Annotated in this window: 15 protein-coding genes; 10 read left to right on the top strand and 5 right to left on the bottom strand. The window is 38.6% G+C overall.

Features of this window, described 5'->3' with window-relative positions; translation table 11 throughout:
- Positions 1-103 precede the first annotated feature (103 nt).
- On the top strand, positions 104-3,757 hold the full coding sequence (gene rpoC / locus IGL90_RS13190) for a DNA-directed RNA polymerase subunit beta' (protein WP_002354777.1): 3,654 nt from the start codon (positions 104-106) through the stop codon (positions 3,755-3,757).
- A 48-nt stretch (positions 3,758-3,805) separates the two neighbouring features.
- Here rpoC and IGL90_RS13185 read toward each other — a convergent pair whose 3' ends face one another.
- Positions 3,806-4,498, bottom strand: coding sequence for a prepilin peptidase (locus IGL90_RS13185; RefSeq protein ID WP_048736880.1), 693 nt, complete (start codon positions 4,496-4,498; stop codon positions 3,806-3,808).
- Between the two features lie 108 nt (positions 4,499-4,606).
- On the opposite strand from IGL90_RS13185, the gene IGL90_RS13180 reads away from it, so the two are divergent.
- The 7 genes from IGL90_RS13180 (at position 4,607) to IGL90_RS13150 (ending at position 12,502) form a co-directional block, all read left to right on the top strand.
- Positions 4,607-6,127, top strand: a complete 1,521-nt coding sequence (locus IGL90_RS13180; protein WP_010778024.1) for a gluconokinase — start codon at positions 4,607-4,609, stop codon at positions 6,125-6,127.
- An 83-nt stretch (positions 6,128-6,210) separates the two neighbouring features.
- Positions 6,211-6,930 (top strand): DUF5105 domain-containing protein, encoded by a 720-nt coding sequence (locus IGL90_RS13175; protein WP_010778023.1) that lies wholly within the window; start codon positions 6,211-6,213, stop codon positions 6,928-6,930.
- Between the two features lie 127 nt (positions 6,931-7,057).
- Positions 7,058-7,525 (top strand): Dps family protein, encoded by a 468-nt coding sequence (locus IGL90_RS13170; RefSeq protein WP_002354782.1) that lies wholly within the window; start codon positions 7,058-7,060, stop codon positions 7,523-7,525.
- 236 nt (positions 7,526-7,761) lie between these two features.
- The gene (gene rplM / locus IGL90_RS13165; RefSeq protein ID WP_048670019.1) at positions 7,762-8,190 is read left to right on the top strand and encodes a 50S ribosomal protein L13; all 429 of its coding nucleotides are present in this window, start codon (positions 7,762-7,764) and stop codon (positions 8,188-8,190) included.
- 13 nt (positions 8,191-8,203) lie between these two features.
- Positions 8,204-8,596: a 30S ribosomal protein S9 gene (gene rpsI / locus IGL90_RS13160; protein WP_002354786.1), complete on the top strand. Its 393-nt coding sequence runs from the start codon at positions 8,204-8,206 to the stop codon at positions 8,594-8,596.
- Positions 8,597-8,734: 138 nt separating this feature from the next.
- Positions 8,735-11,752 (top strand): LTA synthase family protein, encoded by a 3,018-nt coding sequence (locus tag IGL90_RS13155; protein ID WP_082153233.1) that lies wholly within the window; start codon positions 8,735-8,737, stop codon positions 11,750-11,752.
- Between the two features lie 189 nt (positions 11,753-11,941).
- Positions 11,942-12,502 carry a hypothetical protein gene (locus tag IGL90_RS13150; protein WP_048736883.1) on the top strand — a complete coding sequence of 187 codons (561 nt, stop codon included), beginning with the start codon at positions 11,942-11,944 and terminating at the stop codon, positions 12,500-12,502.
- Between the two features lie 74 nt (positions 12,503-12,576).
- On the opposite strand, the gene IGL90_RS13145 is transcribed toward IGL90_RS13150, so the two are convergent.
- The gene (locus IGL90_RS13145) at positions 12,577-13,575 is read right to left on the bottom strand and encodes an AraC family transcriptional regulator (RefSeq protein WP_002396794.1); all 999 of its coding nucleotides are present in this window, start codon (positions 13,573-13,575) and stop codon (positions 12,577-12,579) included.
- 130 nt (positions 13,576-13,705) lie between these two features.
- Between IGL90_RS13145 and IGL90_RS13140 the strand changes: the two genes are divergently transcribed.
- Both IGL90_RS13140 and IGL90_RS13135 read left to right on the top strand, forming a co-directional pair.
- A complete protein-coding gene (locus IGL90_RS13140) occupies positions 13,706-15,109 on the top strand; it encodes a PTS transporter subunit EIIC (protein WP_048736885.1) in 1,404 nt (467 codons plus the stop codon).
- Position 15,110: 1 nt separating this feature from the next.
- Positions 15,111-16,577 carry a glycoside hydrolase family 1 protein gene (locus IGL90_RS13135; RefSeq protein WP_002375460.1) on the top strand — a complete coding sequence of 489 codons (1,467 nt, stop codon included), beginning with the start codon at positions 15,111-15,113 and terminating at the stop codon, positions 16,575-16,577.
- Positions 16,578-16,688: 111 nt separating this feature from the next.
- Here IGL90_RS13135 and IGL90_RS13130 read toward each other — a convergent pair whose 3' ends face one another.
- The 3 genes from IGL90_RS13130 to IGL90_RS13120 form a co-directional block, all read right to left on the bottom strand.
- Positions 16,689-19,208, bottom strand: coding sequence for a sigma 54-interacting transcriptional regulator (locus IGL90_RS13130; RefSeq protein WP_048736887.1), 2,520 nt, complete (start codon positions 19,206-19,208; stop codon positions 16,689-16,691).
- Between the two features lie 147 nt (positions 19,209-19,355).
- Positions 19,356-20,183, bottom strand: a complete 828-nt coding sequence (locus tag IGL90_RS13125) for a PTS system mannose/fructose/sorbose family transporter subunit IID (RefSeq protein WP_002360964.1) — start codon at positions 20,181-20,183, stop codon at positions 19,356-19,358.
- Complete coding sequence (locus IGL90_RS13120) at positions 20,180-20,995, bottom strand: PTS mannose/fructose/sorbose/N-acetylgalactosamine transporter subunit IIC (protein ID WP_002365419.1); 816 nt, start codon at positions 20,993-20,995, stop codon at positions 20,180-20,182. Before IGL90_RS13120 ends, IGL90_RS13125 begins: the two co-directional genes overlap by 4 nt.
- Between the last annotated feature and the right edge of the window lie 3 nt (positions 20,996-20,998).

The following is a 20,998-nucleotide window of genomic DNA, read 5'->3' as shown; positions in this document are numbered from 1 at the left end:
ACTTGTTCCAAGTGTCGTCAGACCTTCTTTCAAGTGATGCTTGCCATTTGCTAACAAGTTGCTGACTCAGCTTCTCTAAATAAGGAAATGGAGGGAATTCCTTTTGATCGATGTAAATAAATTCGAAAGTATGCAAATAGGGCTTGCTTCACCAGAAAAGATCAGAAGCTGGTCTTATGGGGAAGTTAAAAAACCCGAAACAATTAACTACCGTACATTAAAACCCGAACGTGAAGGGTTATTCTGTGAACGCATTTTTGGTCCAACCAAAGACTGGGAATGTGCTTGTGGTAAATATAAACGTATCCGTTATAAAGGTATTGTCTGTGACCGTTGTGGCGTTGAAGTCACTCGTTCAAAAGTACGTCGTGAACGTATGGGACATATTGAATTAGCCGCACCAGTTTCACATATCTGGTACTTTAAAGGAATTCCATCTCGGATGGGTCTTGTTTTAGACATGAGCCCTCGTGCATTGGAAGAAGTCATTTATTTTGCTTCATACGTTGTCATCGAACCAGGTGACACAACATTAGAGAAAAAACAATTGTTAACGGAACGCGAATATCGTGAAAAACGTGAACAATATGGCCAAGCCTTCAAAGCTGCTATGGGTGCCGAAGCCGTGAAACAATTATTAGATAACGTCGATTTAGATGGCGAAGTTGCGCAATTAAAAGAAGAATTAAAAACAGCTTCTGGTCAAAAACGGACACGTGCCATCCGTCGTTTAGACATCTTAGAAGCCTTCCGTGCTTCTGGTAACCAACCAAGCTGGATGGTAATGGATGTTATCCCAGTTATTCCACCAGATTTACGTCCGATGGTTCAATTGGAAGGTGGTCGTTTTGCAACAAGTGACTTAAACGACTTATACCGCCGTGTTATCAACCGTAACAACCGTCTAAAACGTTTATTAGACTTAAATGCGCCAAGCATCATTGTTCAAAACGAAAAACGGATGTTACAAGAAGCGGTCGATGCTTTAATCGATAATGGTCGTCGTGGCCGTCCAGTTACTGGACCAGGTAACCGTCCATTGAAATCTCTTTCTCACATGTTGAAAGGGAAACAAGGTCGTTTCCGTCAAAACTTACTAGGTAAACGTGTTGACTATTCTGGTCGTTCCGTAATCGTCGTTGGTCCGTTCTTAAAAATGTACCAATGTGGTTTACCAAAAGAAATGGCGATTGAATTATTCAAACCATTTGTAATGCGTGAATTAGTACAACGTGAAATTGCGACAAACATTAAAAATGCGAAACGTAAAATCGAACGTGGCGAAGATGAAGTTTGGGATATCTTAGAAGAAGTTATCCAAGAACACCCAGTTTTACTTAACCGGGCACCTACGTTGCATAGATTAGGGATCCAAGCTTTCGAACCTGTTCTTGTTGAAGGTCGTGCGATTCGTCTTCACCCATTAGTTTGTGAAGCCTACAATGCCGATTTCGATGGAGACCAAATGGCGGTTCACGTGCCTCTAAATGAAGAAGCACAAGCAGAAGCTCGTATGTTAATGCTTGCTGCCCAAAATATCTTGAACCCGAAAGATGGTAAACCAGTTGTTACACCATCTCAAGATATGGTCTTAGGTAACTACTACCTAACAATGGAAGAAGAAGGCCGTGAAGGGGAAGGCATGATCTTCCGCGACATGAACGAAGCTGTTTTAGCATGGCAAAATGGCTACGTGCATTTACACTCACGGATTGGGGTTCAAACAACACTTTTAGGTGACAAACCATTTACTGATTGGCAAAAAGAACGAATCTTAATCACCACAGTTGGTAAGATCATCTTTAACGAAATCATGCCTGTTGAGTTCCCTTACTTGAACGAACCAACAGACTATAACTTAACTGTTCAAACACCAGATAAATACTTCGTAGAAGCTGGTACAGACATTCCTGCACACATTAAAGAGCAAGAATTAGTTTTACCATTCAAGAAGAAAAATCTTGGAAATATCATTGCTGAAGTCTTCAAGAGATTCCACATTACGGAAACCTCTAAAATGCTTGACCGCATGAAAGACTTAGGTTACAAACACTCAACTTATGCTGGGATGACGGTAGGGATTGCCGATATCATGGTTCTTCATGAAAAACAAGCAATCATTGATGCTGCCCACAAACAAGTTGAAACAATTACTAAACAATTCCGTCGTGGTTTAATTACTGATGACGAACGTTATGAACGTGTAATCGGCGTTTGGAACGGTGCCAAAGACGAAATCCAACAAAAACTGATCGAAAGTATGGAAGCTCGTAACCCAATCTTCATGATGTCTGACTCTGGAGCCCGTGGTAACATCTCCAACTTTACACAGTTAGCTGGTATGCGTGGTTTGATGGCCGCTCCGAATGGACGAATCATGGAATTACCAATCATCTCAAACTTCCGTGAAGGACTTTCTGTCTTAGAAATGTTTATCTCAACTCACGGGGCTCGTAAAGGGATGACCGATACGGCCTTGAAGACAGCCGATTCAGGTTACTTAACACGTCGTTTAGTTGACGTTGCCCAAGACGTAATCATTCGTGAAGACGACTGTGGCACTGACCGTGGTCTTGAAATCGAAGCAATTCGTGAAGGTAACGAAATTATCGAACCATTAGACGAACGTCTATTAGGTCGTTATACACGTAAATCAGTTGTTCATCCAGAAACTGGTGCAATCATCATTGGTGCGGATCAATTAATCACTGAAGATCTTGCCAGAGAAATCGTGGACGCTGGTATTGAAAAAGTAACCATCCGTTCTGTCTTTACATGTAACACAAAACATGGTGTATGTAAGCACTGTTACGGACGTAACTTGGCAACTGGTTCTGACGTTGAAGTCGGAGAAGCAGTTGGTACAATCGCCGCTCAATCTATCGGGGAACCTGGTACACAGTTAACCATGCGTACGTTCCATACCGGTGGGGTTGCCGGTGACGATATCACTCAAGGTTTACCTCGTATCCAAGAAATCTTTGAAGCACGTAATCCGAAAGGACAAGCAGTGATTACAGAAGTAACCGGTGAAGTTATCGATATTTCTGAAGATCCTGCCACACGTCAAAAAGAAGTAACCATCAAAGGAAAAACAGATACACGTACCTATACTGTCCCTTACACTGCACGTATGAAAGTTGCTGAAGGCGACATCATCCACCGTGGTGCACCGTTGACAGAAGGTTCAATCGATCCAAAACAATTATTACAAGTTCGTGATGTTTTATCTGTTGAAAACTACCTATTACGTGAAGTACAACGTGTTTACCGTATGCAAGGGGTAGAAATCGGCGACAAACATATCGAAGTAATGGTTCGTCAAATGTTACGTAAAATCCGCGTAATGGATCCAGGTGACACTGAAATCCTTCCAGGAACATTAATGGACATCGCAGAATTTAAAGACCGTAACTACGACACATTAGTTGCTGGTGGCGTCCCTGCTACTAGTCGTCCAGTCTTACTTGGTATTACCAAAGCGTCATTGGAAACAAACAGCTTCTTATCTGCTGCATCCTTCCAAGAAACAACACGCGTGTTAACAGATGCTGCTATCCGTGGCAAAAAAGATCCATTACTTGGATTGAAAGAAAATGTTATCATTGGTAAAATCATCCCAGCTGGTACTGGTATGGCGCGTTACCGTAACATGGAACCAAAAGAAGTTGGCGTAGCTAGCGAAAACGTTTATAGTATTTCAGACATTGAAGCACAAATGGCTGCTGAAGATGCGATGAAAAACATCAATAAATAAACCCTAAAAAGCCGTAAGGAGCATGCTCCTTACGGCTTTTTTTATTTGCTATAAGCAACTGATTGTGAGTAAGCCCAAACTTAAAAAGGGGACAAAGGGAAGTTTTTGTTCAACTGGATACCCTAAAAATTTACAACTGTAGCCATAGATTAGACCATAACTACTGGCAAAAAATAGTAGCATCAGCAACTGAGGTACCTGTAAAAAACAGCCCCACAAACCCAGTAACAAAAGATCTCCTCGCCCCATGGCTTCCGGAAAATAGTGTAAGACGGCTCGGAAAAAACAAAAACAAAAAAGACCAGTCAGTAAGTAAAACGAATGCTGACCCGCCATTTTCAGCAAGCAAAGCACAAAAAAACTCGGATAAAGAATCTTCGGTTCAACCACTAAATACCAGTAATCAATCAAGGATAATGTGAAAGCACTCGTCAGCCACCACCAGAGAATCAAAGCATCAATCGTCAGGCCAGCTGAAAAACAGCTTGCGGTTAACCCGCCCATGACAAGTTCTGCTAAAAGATAACTCTTAGCCACTGGCTGTTGACACTTTCGACAACGAAAGCGCTGCAGTAAAATCGAAACAACTGGAATTAATTCATAGAGTTGTAGAGGCTGGTGGCAACCTTGACAGTGGGAAGGGGGCCACCACAAAGAACGCCCTACTGGTAAGCGCTCCGCCACTAAGCATAAAAAAGAACCGAAACAGGCACCAATCAAAAAGAGATTCAAGAAAAACATAGGTTACCTCCTTAAAAATAAACTACGCTTTTTTTAAACTTTTTCGTTTGACTAGACAAATCTTTTTTTGTTAGGAATAATAAAAGAAACAAGAAATGAGGGAATCAAATGGAAAAATTAGCGATTGGTGTCGACGTTGGCACCACGCAAGCCAAAGCAGTGGCTTTTCAACCCAATGGCACAGTCGTAGCTTCTAGCTATGTGCGTTATCCATTAATTCAAGAGACTGAAGGAATGGCAGAGCAAGACCCAGAAACGCTGTTCCAAGCTGTGGTGAACTGTATTCGAACCGTCACACAACAAGTGAAGAATCAACCAATTGGGCTCATTTCTTTTGCTTCAGCGATGCATGGCTTAATTGCCATGGATGCGCAAGGACGCCCATTGACCCAAGTGATTACTTGGGCTGACACACGAGCATCTGATTATGCGGAAGCGTTAAAAGAAACGCCAGCGGCCCAATTGTTTTATCAATTGACAGGCATGCCAGTTCATCCAATGGCGCCTTTGTACAAGATTCGCTGGCTGCAGGAAAATCAGCCAGCCGTTGCGCAGAGCGCGGCCAAGTTTATTGGGATTAAGGACTACATTTTTTACCGTTTCTTTGGCGAATACTGGACAGATTATAGTAGTGCTTCGGGGATGGGTTTATTTAATATTCACACGCGGCAATGGGAATCGTCGATTTTGGCGTATTTATCTATTGAGGAGGAACAGTTGCCAAAAGTTGCCCCGTCAACGTTCATTTTTCCAGCATTAGCGCCTTCTTGGCAAGAGATGCTTGGTGTTGAGGAGGAAACGGTTTTAGTTCTTGGTGGCGCGGATGGTCCATTGTCTAATTTAGGTTTGGGAGCGCTAGGAATGGGTGTAGCGACTTTGACCGTTGGTACGAGCGGCGCACTTCGGTATATTGTCGAAGAACCTTTTTTGCATCCGCAAGGTGAAACGTTTTGTTTTGCTCTAGATGAACAGCACTGGGTGATTGGTGGCGCAAGTAGTAATGGTGCAGTTGCGTTAGATTGGGCGAGCCAAACGATTTTTGCAGAAGAACGTCAGCAAGCTATCCAAAACGGGACCAATCTCTATGACCCAATTATGGCCAAAATTGCAACCGTGCCAGCTGGGGCAAATGGCTTACTGTTTCATCCTTATTTGCTAGGTGAACGAGCACCGCTGTGGAATGCAGAGGCGAGCGCAAGTTTTATTGGCTTGCGCAAAAATCACCACGCCGGACATTTAGCTCGAGCGGTGGTGGAAGGAATCTGTTTCAATTTAAAAACTATTTTAGAAGATTTGAAACAACTCGGTGGACCCGTTCAGGAGATTCGGGCGACAGGCGGCTTTGCTGATTCCCCTGTGTTCCGTCAAATCATGGCTGATGTGCTGGGAGAAACGTTATCGTTCACTGATAGCACCGAAGCTTCGGCATTAGGCGCTGTTTTGCTAGGCTGGCAAGGCTTAGGGCAATTACCAAATTTGCAAGCAGCGGCGCAACAGGTGCTGATTCATGAAACGGTCACGCCACGAGCGGATCAATTGCTAGTTTATCAAGAACTGTATCCTGTTTTTCAAGAAACCCAACAAATTTTAGCACAAAGTTATCAAAAATTAGCAGAATTCCGAAAATAATTGATAGTAAATAGCTTTGACAAATGGCTGAGAAGTTGCTTAACTAGAAGAGAGACAAAGACTTGAGGAAATGAGGATGAGAAATGAAGAAGCAGCTACTACCACTATTTCTGTTATTCATTGGGGCGTTAGCAAGTTGCAGTGCACCGTCTCATTCCGGCGAAAAAGCAGCGCAACAGTTGGTAGATTACTTTATTTATCAAGAAAAGACAGCGACATTCTCTCAAACTTTTCGTGAACCGAAAGTCTTAGTGGAGCATTTGCAGACGAGCCGTCAACAGTTCCAGAAGCAGTTTTTCAATAGCTTAAAAGAAATGAACGCTGAAGTCACCGAGACCGAAGCCCAGAAGCTTAGCGCAGAATTACTGGCTCAAGTGAAGAAAAAAGCGTCATATCAACTAGTAGCCACGAAAGAATTGAATGGGCAAGCGACAATCACCTTTCAGATTAAGGGCTTAGATTTTGTGACGGCGATTGAAGATACAACCACTGCTCTTCTTCAGCAAACGCAACAGGCAACACAAGCGCTAGACATGCAGCACACGTTAGCCGTTTTAAAAAAAGAAATCCAACAAATCAATGTCAGCCATGAGCCAGTTGAACTGCCATTAACGGTTAAGCAAGTAGAAGGGCAATGGTACTTGCCGGCAGCGGAGCAACTGAGACTGAATCAGTTTTTTTTAGCTTTCGTCACAGGAAAAGAAGATACTGACCAGTTGACGGAGGCACTCGACACGATCCTCACTCAAGCGGAACAAAAAGTCGTCACTGCGGATGAAAAAACAGCGATTTCAGGAAATTAATTAGATTCTTAATTGTAATTATTATAATTTGATAACAATTTTAAAAAAGAAAGGTTTTCAGTGTACTTTTTTCACAATTCATATTACACTAAGAGTGTAGAAATAATATTTAGGAGGATGACAAAGAATGAAATTTGAAAAAACAAAAGAAATTTTGAACCAACTCGTTGCAGATTTAAGCCAATTTTCCGTGGTAATTCATCAAACACATTGGTATATGCGTGGACCTGAATTTTTAACACTTCACCCACAAATGGATGAATACATGGATCAAATCAATGAGCAATTAGATGTTGTTTCAGAACGTTTAATCACATTGGACGGCTCTCCATTCTCAACATTGCGTGAATTCGCAGAAAATACAAAAATTGAAGATGAAATTGGTAACTGGGACCGCACCATTCCAGAACGTATGGAAAAATTAGTAGCAGGCTACCGTTACTTAGCAGACCTTTACGCAAAAGGAATCGAAGTTTCTGGTGAAGAAGGCGACGACTGCACACAAGACATTTTCATCGCAAACAAAACAGACATCGAAAAAAATATTTGGATGTTACAAGCCAAACTTGGCAAAGCGCCTGGTATTGACGCATAATTTAAAACAACTCCCAAAGCCGCTGACGTTGACGTTGGCGGTTTTTTTCTGTTTAAAAGGCACAAAAAAATAAGTGAAAATCTATTTTCTGAAAGCGCAGAAAAACATTGACTTTATCAGTGATTGAAGGTAAAATATTAAATGGTATTGTTTGCCCCACAATGAGCCCCGGAAACTCAAGTGTATGTCAAACATCGAAAACAAAATTGGAGGAAAGAAACGTGCGTACAACATATATGGCCAAAGCTGGCGAAGTAGAACGTAAATGGTACGTAGTAGATGCAACAGATGTTCCTTTAGGACGTCTATCAGCAGTTGTTGCTTCTGTACTACGTGGTAAAAATAAACCAACATTCACACCACATGTGGATACTGGAGATTTCGTAATCGTAATTAACGCTGATAAAGTAAAATTAACAGGTAAAAAAGCTACAGACAAAATTTACTACCGTCACTCAATGTATCCTGGAGGATTAAAATCAGTGACTGCTGGTGAATTACGCGACAAAAACTCTCGCCGTCTTATCGAAACTTCTGTAAAAGGTATGCTACCTAAAAACACTTTAGGACGTAAACAATTTACTAAATTGAACGTATACGGTGGAGCTGAGCATCCACATGCTGCACAACAACCAGAAGTATTAGATATCACGAACTTAATTTAAGGAGGGAAATTCATTGGCACAAGTACAATATAGCGGCACAGGCCGTCGTAAAAATGCAGTTGCCCGCGTACGCTTAGTACCAGGTACTGGTAAAATTACTGTAAACAAAAAAGACGTAGAAGAATATATTCCACATGCTGACTTGCGTGAAGTTATCAACCAACCATTTGGCGTAACTGAAACAAAAGGCGCTTACGATGTAATCGTAAACGTAAACGGTGGTGGCTATGCTGGACAATCAGGAGCTATCCGTCACGGAATCGCTCGTGCATTGTTACAAGTAGATCCTGACTTCCGTTCTGCTTTAAAACGCGCTGGGTTACTTACTCGTGACGCACGTATGGTTGAACGTAAAAAACCAGGTCTTAAGAAAGCCCGTAAAGCTTCACAGTTTTCAAAACGTTAATTATTTGGAGTCGTTGCAAATTTATTTGCTTACGAATACAGTATGGGACGGAGATTTCCTTGGAAATCGAGTGCCACTCAATTATCATTTTGAAAGACACTTTCCAAATGAGGAAACTAAAATTATAAACCGTCCATTTTGGACGGTTTTTTTAAATTAAAGATAGGTGAAAATATGATAGAATTAAAAAAATACCCAATAGTTACACCAATTATGGCATGTATTTTTATAATTGTTCAACGTGTATTATTTTCGGGTACAGCGATTCCACAATATGACCAAAATGGTACGCGTTTTTATCTTTATTCAGTAGCATTAGGATTAGTTGCAGTTGGTGGGAATTTATTGGCTTTATATATGGGGTACCACGGAAAAAAATCAGTAGGAACCAAGCCGCTAGCTAAATTTGCAAATTTTTATTTATTATATGTTTTTGGAACATTCGTTTTAAATTTGTCTTTGGCTTCTTTTTCATTAAATATACGTGATTATTGGACGATACTCTTTCCAATTAGTCAAAATATTTTTCCATTTGCTACGGCTTACTTGCTTTTGTTTTTATTAAGCCCTTATTTATACGAGTATTTAGATCGGTTAAAGAACGAACAAATCAAATGGACCATGTCACTACTAACATTCTTTTTAATCGCTTTACCAACTTTTTTTGGAAAAGATATTTGGGGAATGGCTAGCGGCAATAGCATTTTACTTTTAATTTATTTTTACTTAGTTGGCTACACCATTTATCGGTTTAAATTTCTTCCTCGTTACCATTTGAAATTTATTCAAGTGGCTTTTGGAATAGTAATATTAGCAAGCTTAGTCTTACTAATGACACAAATCTCTCTATTTTTAAACAAAGGAACAAGTACTGCTACTCGATTCAATGTTCCTTGGTCTCTTTTTTCCGTGTATTATTCAATCTCTTTATTTATATTTTTAGAAAATGTAAATAAACGATTTTCCTTATTGCGTTTAAATTTTAATGTGCTATCTACAAGTTTATTAGTTGTACAAATCTTAGTAAATTGGCCAATTGTTACACGTCTAGTTTCTGAGAAATTTGTTCAAACAGAGGTGAAATCTGGTACTGTTTGGGCAAAACAAATTATCTATTTAACTATTGCTTATTTGATAGTAGCACTTCTTTCTAGCTGTGTTGTATTACTTTTACAAAAAATTCCGCTATATCGTAAAATTGAGCAGAATTTAAGAGTAGAAAATTTTTCACAACTAAAATTGAAATTAAATAAGCTATGGAACTGGGTCTGTGCTTACCGCAGATTATTTTATAGTGCGCTATTTTTCTACTTATTCACGATTATGCAGATGTTATTAATTGCAGATTATGGATCAAAGGATGCAGCACTTCGTTCTATTTTTACCGTTGTTATCTACAGACAGGCACCAGTTGTCTTAAACGTAATAGTAATCATGGCATTCTTAATGTTAGTTATTTTATTGATTAATAGATTTTGGTATGCATTTGCGTTTACCTTAGTGATAAATCTTGTTTTAACTATCGCGACAGTTTTGAAAATTAAATATAGACTTGAACCCATTTTACCGGCAGATTTAGCTTTTTTAAACAGTATTAGTGAAATTTTAGATATGCTAAATCCTGTCATTCTTATTGTTAGCGTCATTGGTTTAGTTTTAGTAGGAATTTATTCTTGGATTCTACAAAAACGTTTGGAAAGAACCTATCATCTAAAAGTAAACATAAAAAAACGAGTATTAGGAATTGTCTCAATTTTAGTGTTTTTTTCAGGGGTCTTTTTCGTTAACCATCAGAACTCGCTGCCTAATTTGGTGTTTAAGCTTTTCCGTATTGATAGTCAATTTTATAATCAAAGACGTGGGACACAGATTAATGGTCCAGTCATCCAATTTTTAAGTAATATTGATGTGAAAATTATGGAGGAACCCTCTGGATACTCACAAGAGAACATTAAAAAAATTATGGCAAAGTATGATGCAGAGGCTAAAAAAATAAATTCAGAGCGTCAGGATTGGCAAAAAGAGCAAACGGTTATTTTTACTCTTAGCGAAAGCTTCAGTGATCCGTCTCGATTGAAGGATATAACCTTGAACAATAATCCATTTCCGTTTATTACACAGTTATCTAAAGAAACAACATCGGGTTTAATGCTTTCCTCAGGTTATGGTGGAGGTACAGCAAACATGGAGTGGCAATCGTTGACAGGGATGGATTTAAGTAACTTGGGGGCTACCTTGCCTGTGCCTTACACTCAGTTAGTGAACAAGCAAAAAAAGACGCCTACTTTTTTAAATTTATTTGATGAAGCTGTGGCAATTCATCCATTTTCTGCAAATACTTACAGTCGTTTAAATGTATTTGAAAAGTTTGGGTTTGATAAATTTCATTATATTGGAAGTCCAGATGGATTGAATTATACACAAAAGATTGAAGCGAATCCTTATATTTCAGATGAAGCAGCCTATCAAGAAACAGTTGATGCGATAAATGCAACGGAAGGTAAGACTCAGTTTATCCAACTATCTACAATGCAAAATCATATGCCGTATAACAATTACTACAAAGAAGACACATTTGATTTCGAGGGGGCTGGTGTCTCAGAAAGCAATAGAAATCAAATGAAGACCTATCTTCAAGGTTTAAATTATACAGATCAAGCAACGCAGAAATTTATTGAAGAAATTGATAAAATTGAAAAACCAATTACAATTGTTTGGTATGGAGATCATTTACCAGGTATCTATAAGGAACAAGATTTAGCGAAGTATCCTTTGTTGTATCGAGAAACAGATTATTTCGTATATAACAATAAATATGCACAACAACAAAGAAAACTGCCAAATTATTCATTAGTATCTCCGTATATGTTTTCTTCATTGGCGCTCGAGCAAGCTAATATTAAAGTGACACCATTTTATGCCTTGTTAACAGCAGTGACAAATAATTTACCAGCTACAACAATTGACCCTAATTCTGGTAGTCAAAACGTTCAGAATGGTAAAAAAGTATTTGCTAGTGATCAAAATAAAACGACAGAAGAAAAAGATCTTACGAAGGAACAAAAAGAGTTGCTTCATGATTATGAATTGATTCAGTATGACCTAGTCGCAGGAAAACAATATTCAGCAGATTGGGCGGAAAAAAAAGTGAATTAATTAGAAATAAAGATGTTATATAAATCTAGTAGGCCATAAGTCGTTTCGACTTATGGTCTACTAGCTATGTCTTAAAATACTCAGCTGAACAAAAGCAACTTCTTCAGAAATAAGCCGAATTCTCCAATAAATGGTATCATTAAGTAATGAAACATAACCATAAAAAATAACAAATATCGGAGGCAAAAAATGAGTAGTGTGGTTTGTCAAAGTTGTGGGGCGAATGCGTTTAAATGGTACGATACCGCTGATCAAGTGGTGGAATGTAAGTATTGTCATTCCAAACAAGCTTTTATAAAAGGTATGGGCGTCGAGTCAGCCATAAAAGTTGTTGGGGGAAAAGAAGAAGCGGAGACGGATTCTGAATACCAAGAACGGATTATTCATCAATTTGGTTTGAAAGATCAAGTGATTGAAGTGAAGAATTATTCATTAATCGATATTCCGTTAACATTTGTTGTTTGGTTGTATTTAGATATTTTATTAGGAGCGTTGTTTATCTGTGGTGGTTTTCTATCTAAAAACTATCGGGCTTGGTACGCCAATTTACTTCGTTGGCACTTTTGTGGTTGGCGGTATACAAAGTCAGCGACTGAAAAAGAGAAGGCAAGTCAACGGATTAGAGGCAGTCTGTTGATTAAATGGCTACTTCAAGAGGACCCCAACAAAACGAAAAAATTAATAATGGTTGGCGTGTCCATTTTGTTCACTTTCTTGTTCGTTTACACTACAGGAAACAGCGCTGCCTAAACGAAATATTTATTGAAACACTTTCTGTTGATAGAAAGTGTTTTTTTATACCATTAATGGAGTAAGTGAGTATTTCAGTGTTTCGTCAATGTTTTTCTATATTCATTAGGAGAGAGTGTATAGAGAGCTGAAAAATTTTTATAAAATTGGCTTACGTTTGAAATACCAACATTTTGAGAGATTTCAGCGATTGATAATTCTGAATAACGCAATAATTGTATCGCATTTTTCATCCTTTGTTCTGTTTGAATTTCTTTAAAGGTTTTATTGAAAGTCTGCTTGATTAACTGAGATAAATATTTTGGATGGTAATTAAATAATAATGCGGTTTCCTTTAATGTACAGGTGCGAGCATTTTTTTCTATATAATCGATAATTTCTAACATATGGCTGGTTTTATTGCTAATAGGGGCAACTTTCTTTGTGGAATTCTTCTGATAATCACGGATAAGCTGAATAAAAATTAATGAAAAGAGTGCTTCTATCGCATGTTTACTAAAAGTATCATTTTGGAAATATTCACAAATTAGTTGATTGAGAAAAGCAATTGTATTTTTATGGTTATTCTGAAAAATCATATAGCCGTCATGGTGGTTATTTTCAGTAATTGCTGAAAATAAAAAAGTACTTAAAATGCTTGTTTCACCTAAGCCCATAATAAATGCTCGTGAAAAAAAGTCATTGCTTAGACTAATATTAAAGACTATATCTTTTTCACTTAGTCTGCCTTTTGAGCGAAGAACATGCCGATCAACAATGCATAAATCTCCTTCTTTTAGTAATACCTCGGTTCCGTTTACTTGATAATGACAGCTTCCAGAATAGACATAATTAAGATTTAAATTAGTATGTACATGTAATGGTACATCTGTGAATCGCGAATCTCTTCTAATTTCAATAAGGTTTTGTTTTAAATTTGGTAATTGAAACTGATAGACTTCTTGATCATGTAACAGAATTTTGTCTAGTTGTTCATAAATAGGGCTATGATAATTGGGATCCTCTAAATAATGGTGTTCGCTGTGGGTTAACAGAAATAAGTCTGATGGGAGTTGATTTAACAATTTTATCACCTTACCTTTTGTTATCAATGTTCTGGAAAACGATTATTGAAAGCGTTTTTTATAATTGTATAATTCAAGTATAACTAGTGATTGATATTTGTACAAGTATTGAAATACAAGTTGAATAGGAGGGTTATTGATGGATGTTCAAAAATTATGTCATAGCATTTTGTCAAACATAGGCGGAGCCAAAAATGTGAAAAGTGTTACTCATTGTGCAACTCGCTTGCGTTTAACGTTAAATGATGAAGAGAAAATACAGCAAGAGTCTATAAATGATTTAGACGGCGTAATGGGCAGTATTGTTACCGGAGGACAATATCAAATAATTATTGGTCAAAGTGTCGGAACTGTTTATGCACACTTTACTCAGTTGCTGTCAACTGAGTCTGAAAGTGATCTGAGTCATCAAGAAATGGCCGAGCCAAGTGAACCATCAAAAAAAGGGATTATTCCACAAGTATTAGATACAATTACAGGTATTTTTACACCGCTGTTACCTGCAATCACCGCTGCAGCAATGATAAAAACAGTACTGGTGCTTTTAGATTTGTTCCATTTAATTGATCCTGCAGGTGGTACTTATCAAATTTTGACATTTGCTGGCGATACTGCTTTTTATTTTATGCCTGTTTTAGTTGCTTATTCTGCCTCAATAAAGTTTCGTTTGAATCCTTATTTAGGAACAATTATTGGCATGCTACTGCTACATCCGACCTTTGTTTCATTGGTAAGTGAAGGTAAACCATTAAAGATGTTTGGCTTTTTACCAATTACGTTAGCTAATTATAGTTCAACTGTGATTCCAATTATCTTAATTATATGGGTAGCTTCCTATGTGGATCGTTATGTCGAACGTTTTTGTCCTGAGTCAGTAAAGTTTTTCTTGCGGCCGTTAGTGACATTTTTTATTATGATTCCTTTAGCTTTGGGAATTATTGGTCCATTAGGAAGTTGGGTTGGACAAGGATTAGGAATTGTCTTAAATTTAGTTCAAAATTATGCTGTTTGGGTGCTACCATTTATTTTTGGTGCGTTATCGCCAGTCTTCATTATGACTGGGATGCATTATGCGGTAACAATTCCTCTCGTTTTACAATCTATCAGTTCCAATGGATTTGATATGTTAGGGATTGGGTTTTTAGTTTCTAATTTCGCTCAAGCAGGCGCAGCAATTGCTGTAGGTCGCTTTGCAAAGAGTCAGAAAGTACGAGGATTGGCTTTTTCTTCAGGATTTACTGCACTGTTAGGAATTACCGAACCAGCTTTGTATGGCGTGAATTTAAAATATAAAAAACCGTTTTTAGCAGTGATTATTGCTGGTGCAATGAGTGGTTTACTTGCGGGTTTCCTGAATGTTAAGCGAATGACTTTTGCGCCAACAGGAATTACGACATTGCCTATTTTTATTGATCCAACGAATCAATGGAATTTTATTTTTGCAATTGTCTGTGCAGTGGCTAGTTTTATTTTAGCTTTTATTATAACGAGCGGTCTGGTTTATAAGGACCAGTATTTACGTAATGAATTGGAGGAAAAGTAAAATGACTTACACATTTTCAAAGGATTTTTTATGGGGCGGGGCTATTTCGAGTGGTCAAGCAGATGGTGGTTATTTAGAAGATGGCAAAGGTGTGGATACACAATCGATGCGTTACTTTGACCCTAACTGGAACCGTGAGGAACGGAATCGAAACAGAGATATTAATATGACCAGTGAGCGTTTCGAGCAAGCGCTAGTTGCAGAAGGCGATCGCAATTATCCCTTTAGAAGAGGGATTGATTTTTATCATAGATATAAAGAGGATTTAGCGTTGTTTGAAGAAATGGGGATGAATATTTTCCGAACATCCATTGATTGGTCGCGTATTTATCCAAATGGAGATGACGAGAGACCTAATGAAGCAGGAATACAATTTTATGTTGATCTATTTACTGAATGCCAAAAAAGAGGAATGAAAGTCTTTGCTACAATGCTTCACTATGGGATTCCAGTTAATTTAGTGACCAAATATGGTGGTTGGAAAAGTAGAAAGACTATTGATTTTTTTGAAGTCTATGCACGTACATTGTTTGAGCGTTTAGGTGATTTAGTGGACTATTGGCTACCTTTTAATGAAATTAACTGTAATAGATTTAATCCATACAATGGATGTGCCGTTATTGAAGATCAAGAAGAAAACTATAACCAAAGTATTTTTCAAGCAGGACATAATCAGTTCGTGGCAAATGCAAGAGCAATTAAAGCTGCAAAAGAAATACTAGGCGAACCAATGATTGGTGGAATGATTGCACGATTTACAACATATCCTGCGACCTGTAAGCCAGAAGATGTAATGCAAAGCATTTTGGATGAGAACTATAAGAATTATTTTTATACGGATGTTTTAGCAAGAGGAAAATATCCTAGCTATACAAAGCGAATGTTTGATGAGTTAGGAATTACGATAGAAGTCGCTCCTGGAGATTTAGAATTATTAGCAGAGAATAAAGTAAACTTCCTATCATTTTCGTACTATATGTCAATGATAACTAGTGTCAGTCCTGATTATGAAATTACCAGCGGAAACTTACTAAGCGGGATGAAAAATCCTTACTTAGAAACAAGTGACTGGGGATGGCAAATTGATCCAATTGGTTTGAGAATTTCTCTAAACGAGATGTATGATCGCTATCAATTACCGCTGTTTATTGCTGAAAATGGGTTAGGTGCTTATGATCAAGTAGAAGAGGATGGCGCAATTCATGACCCTTATCGGATTGACTATTTAGAAAAGCATTTACAACAAATGAGTGAAGCAATTGCTGATGGTGTAGAGCTTTTAGGCTATACTATGTGGGGAATCATCGATATCATTTCATGTGGAACCATTGAAATGTCTAAACGGTATGGTGTTATTTACGTGGATAGTGATGATGCAGGGAATGGAACGCTTGAAAGAAGTAAAAAAGATTCATTTCATTGGTATAAAGAGGTTATTTCTACAAATGGAGAAAGTTTGAATCGGTGATTTGCTGTTAGTGAAGAAAAATAAAAAGGACATCTATTGAGATCCTTTAGTAAAGAGAGCTTGGGCCATAAGTCGAAATAACTTACGGCCCAAGCTCTTTCCCATCCCCCCTCACCGAGAAGACAAAATTTCATAAATCACATAGAGTTCCCAGTTGGAAATTTCTATTCGATAAAACTGTTCTAGAGTATAGAAAATGTTTTTAGCATTTTGGAAAAATGGTTTTTGGTTAATGGTTAGTTCCTCTAGGTTAGCAGGGATTTCATAGTCTTCAACGCCGAGCATGGTTCGCTCTACCATGAGCGCGTTGTGCATCATTAAGTTAAATTTCATTTTGCCGCTGAGTGTGAGGTCGAAGCGTTTTTCAATGTTTTTTGTAACGTTTTCGACTTGTTTAATAATGACATCAGGATTTAGAAATTCTAGTTTTTCTGACAAGCCCTCTTTCGAGAAGAAGTGAACAAATTCGTTAATCATGCTATCGATGTTATTGGGATGCATCAAGTTTTGGAAAGGTTCCATCAACTGGGTTCCTGCATCTTCGTCTAACATGTCTAAGAGATTCACGCTAGCAACATTCGTATGATTGTCTAAGTAGGACGTCGTCAAAATGAGCGAGGTTTCTTTTAAATAATTTTCTTCGGCGTTGGCAATGTCTAACGTGTTTACCAAATCTTTGTATTTTAGAGTAATGACTTTAATATCAGTATACAGGTATTTTTGACAGATTTGTTTGATTTGCTTGGCAATATCCAGACCTGAAATACTAGAGACAATGATATTTTTTTCCACTGAAAAGCCTTCAAAGTACTGTACATCGGTTTTAAATTTTTTTTCAGCGGTTTTAGCAATACCATAGAAAAGTTGTTCGTTCATTAATTGATGGCCAATTTCCAACGCATAGGCAGTGGTCAGGTTATTGATCACCAAGAGTTCTCCAAGAATTTGCGGTTTCAAACTTTTATAAAGTTGTGTCAGAGAACCCATATCGACGAGCATAATGACGCCTTGTGATGTGTCCCGCTGAGAAAGCCAGTCTTTAACTTCGGCGACGATATCTCGGACGGAGGAGGTTAAGGGCATGTTAATCGCATCGAAAATATAGGTACCGCATAATTTGTTGGCAACGGCTTGAATACTTGTGGCAGTCGATTCACCATGCGCCACGAGGAGCGCTTGGTAAGGAATCGTTTCAGAAATTTCTCCGCTAAGTAATACAGATAAGAGTACCTCTGTCAAGAAACGGTATTCTTCTGGCAGCGGACTGACTAAGTTTTTCACGAGGGAAACCGTTCGCGGATAGTGTTCTTTTAACTGTGCTTGGACTGGAAGGAGCATTGTTTCGTTAAATGTTGGCGGTAAAATTTTCAGCAATTTGGCAACATCTTTCATCGGTTTTTCAGTTTGCTCAGGTTGGTTAATAATTAGTTTGTTTTTGGTTTGGACTTCCGTGACTAGGTTTTGTAAAAAGTAATCATTTTCCAAGGTTATTTCATCGTCTAAACAATATTTAATGAATTGTGTCAGTTCAGTTTTTAAGTGGGTCAGTGTTTTTTCTTTTGTAAATAAGGCTTCAAATGTTGCGAAAATATCGGAAGAAAGTGTGTCTTCTTCTAACACTTCTTTGTCTAAAGGAATCGCAATCATTGGTTGAGTCGCATCGCCAATGACGACAGGTTGATTGGGCAAAGTTTTTCGTAATTGCGACGCGCAAAGGAGCTGCACTTTGTTGGATAAACTTCCCACGTTGCCAGGTTCGTCATTTTCTAATAATGCCGTAAAGATTTCTTCGTCCACGTTGATGTCTTTGGTCATTCGTTTCGCTTCTCGGTGAAATAAGTTTTTCAAAATCGCAATCCGTTCTCGAATGGGGCGCTCTTTGAAGTTCGGAAGTGAGACGATTACGGAAATTCGGCGATAAAAGGTTGGTAATAAGACTTTTTTCGGGTTTTCGGTGGTTGCAAATAGTAGCCGGACCTTGGAATGCACCATTTTTCCTTCTTCACCAATGGGGCGGAAGGTTCCTGTATCCATAAACTGAAAGAGTTTTTCTTGGTTTTCGTTGGATAATCGATGTACTTCATCTAAAAAGAGTACGGAATTATTGGCTTGGGCCAAGAGTCCTTGCTTTTCTGATTCAGCTCCAGTAAACGCGCCTTTGGTATGGCCGAAGAGAATGGATGACAGTAATTCGGGATTGTTGGCATAATCGGCACAGTTAAAGGTGTAGAATTTTTCCGGGCCAATGATTTGTTCGTTTTTTAGATACTCATAAATCAGCTTTGCCAAAAAGCTTTTGCCGACGCCACTGGCTCCATGGATTAATAAAGGCATACCCAATGGGGGATACAACATAGCGGCTTTGCATTGTTCAATGGCTTTTTTGGCGCTGCCTTGGCTACCGATGTATTGTCGAAACACATCGGTCGTGGGGGTTGTTGCACGGATTAATTGCCAATAAACGGGTTTTTTTCCCGTTTGTTGGACTTCACCTTTTTCCAATAATTTATTTAAGTATAAGCTGGTTACCGAGCGGCTTAATTGAATTTTTGTGGCAATTTCTTGTGTGCTCATCGGGTTGTTGCTGGTTTCTAAAATATCAACTAAGTGTTGGTAGGTCTCCAAGCGCATGATTCATCGTCCTTCCAAAAGAGAGGTCGGGAAAGGGTTTGCTTCTGTTCCCGCCGTTTATCAGCTTTTAAGCCTGAGATAAAAATCACTTTGGATTTTTGTCTCAGGCTCTAAGTGTTTAATAATTAAATGTTTATTGTTTCAATTTTAACAGATGCCTAGTAATCCTAGCAAGATGCCTAAGAACATGATGCCAAACATCACTACGTTAACATTGACTTTTTTGCGTAATAGCCAGAAAGCAAGTAACGTCACGGCTAATGGTACGATACCGACGAATAGTTGATCCAAATAGTCTTGGATTTTAACTACGTCTTCGCTTCCTTTAACGGAAACTTCAAGAATCGTTTTGAATTTTACATTTGAAGCAGTCATACTGCCCATCATCATTAAGCCTAGCATACTTGATACTTTTGTGAGTATCTTCATTCCGCCTGATTCGTACATTTTTTGGATAAAACTTTCACCGATTGAATAGCCGCTATACAACGCATAATAGTGAATTAAGAACGCAGGAACGTTGTATAAAAGTAAGAAGACAATCGCCCCTAATGGCGAACCAGTGCTGGCTAATGAAATCCCAATACCAGCAGCAATGACACGTAAGATGCCCCAGAAGAAGGAATCACCGATGCCTGAAAGTGGCCCCATTAGTGAGGCTTTAACTGCTGTAATAGAGCTAGCATCAAAGTTTTCGTCTTCACTGTTTTGTTTTTCCATCGAAGCAACGAGCCCCATGATGAAGTTATTGATATGCATGGTTGCATTGAACCAAGTGGTGTGACGCACCAATGCCTCGGCCCGTTCTTCCTTGGTTTTATAAAAACGATTGATAACTGGGAGTAAAGTGTACATGACACCCACTGCGTGGTATTGTGTAGCTCCTGTCCGGCTAGCGTTCATCGTCCAAGAACGCCAGAAAACAGAGCGCATCATTTTTTTCTCTTCTTTAGATAAATTCTCTTTTAACTTCATGCGAAAAAGTCCTCCTCTTCGATTTCTTTCGCGCTGCCTTCAACCGCAGAAGACGCCGCAGGTTTTCTTTTTAGAATGTCGCGAAATTCTACATCCCGTTGGGCACTCACGACACAAATTACTGTCCCGATGACCGCTACCGCAACGGCTGGTAATTGTAGGTACGCGGTTAAAACAAAGCCTAAAATGTAAAAGACGGCTAATTTATTATCCCATAATAGTTTCATTAACATAGCAAACCCAACGGCAGGTAAAAGTCCGCCAGCTGCGCTTAAGCCGTTCATCAAATTTTGTGGAATGCTTTCAACAAACAGATTTACTGGCCCGCTTCCTGCTAAAATTCCGATAAATGAAATCGAAGCGATGATTAAATAATAAATGATCCACGTTCCGTAATGCAGTGTTACAACCATTTTTTGGTTGCCTTCACGTGCTGCTTTGTCAAGAGAAGGAGCAAAGATATTCATAAAGACATTTTTTAAAAACATCACCACGAAAGCGGCTAACATCCCAATTGGTACGGCTAACGTCATGGCGGCTTTTTGTTCGACATTTGAAATAATTGCAAACGTTGTGGCTAAAGTAGTCGCAGTTACAGGTTCCGCTGCGATAACACCACCGATATTAACATTTCCTAAGAAAATTGCTTCCAAAGAGGCCCCCATTAAGACCCCTGTTTTCATGTCGCCCATTAAAATTCCTGTGACTAATCCAACGACTAAGGGACGTTCCATCATACTTTGACCAGTTAAATAGTTCCCAGCAAAACAGATAAATACAGCTAAGGCTGCCATTGTTGCATGCATAAGCATTGT

This window comes from Enterococcus sp. DIV1307a (genome assembly GCF_050537425.1).
Classification (GTDB): Bacteria; Bacillota; Bacilli; order Lactobacillales; family Enterococcaceae; genus Enterococcus; species Enterococcus faecalis.
Note: the sequence above shows the minus strand (reverse complement) of the source record. Positions and strands in the feature narration are given on the sequence as shown.

What these genes read in the sequence shown, in the direction of transcription:
- rplM (WP_048670019.1), top strand. Translation starts at nt 7,762, where the DNA reads ATGGCCAAAGCTGGCGAAGTAGAACGTAAATGGTACGTAGTAGATGCA.
- IGL90_RS13175 (WP_010778023.1), top strand. Translation starts at nt 6,211, where the DNA reads ATGAAGAAGCAGCTACTACCACTATTTCTGTTATTCATTGGGGCGTTA.
- IGL90_RS13185 (WP_048736880.1), bottom strand. Translation starts at nt 4,498, where the DNA reads ATGTTTTTCTTGAATCTCTTTTTGATTGGTGCCTGTTTCGGTTCTTTT.
- IGL90_RS13130 (WP_048736887.1), bottom strand. Translation starts at nt 19,208, where the DNA reads ATGCGCTTGGAGACCTACCAACACTTAGTTGATATTTTAGAAACCAGC.
- IGL90_RS13125 (WP_002360964.1), bottom strand. Translation starts at nt 20,183, where the DNA reads ATGAAGTTAAAAGAGAATTTATCTAAAGAAGAGAAAAAAATGATGCGC.
- IGL90_RS13135 (WP_002375460.1), top strand. Translation starts at nt 15,111, where the DNA reads ATGACTTACACATTTTCAAAGGATTTTTTATGGGGCGGGGCTATTTCG.
- IGL90_RS13120 (WP_002365419.1), bottom strand. Translation starts at nt 20,995, where the DNA reads ATGCTTATGCATGCAACAATGGCAGCCTTAGCTGTATTTATCTGTTTT.
- IGL90_RS13140 (WP_048736885.1), top strand. Translation starts at nt 13,706, where the DNA reads ATGGATGTTCAAAAATTATGTCATAGCATTTTGTCAAACATAGGCGGA.
- IGL90_RS13170 (WP_002354782.1), top strand. Translation starts at nt 7,058, where the DNA reads ATGAAATTTGAAAAAACAAAAGAAATTTTGAACCAACTCGTTGCAGAT.
- IGL90_RS13180 (WP_010778024.1), top strand. Translation starts at nt 4,607, where the DNA reads ATGGAAAAATTAGCGATTGGTGTCGACGTTGGCACCACGCAAGCCAAA.
- IGL90_RS13150 (WP_048736883.1), top strand. Translation starts at nt 11,942, where the DNA reads ATGAGTAGTGTGGTTTGTCAAAGTTGTGGGGCGAATGCGTTTAAATGG.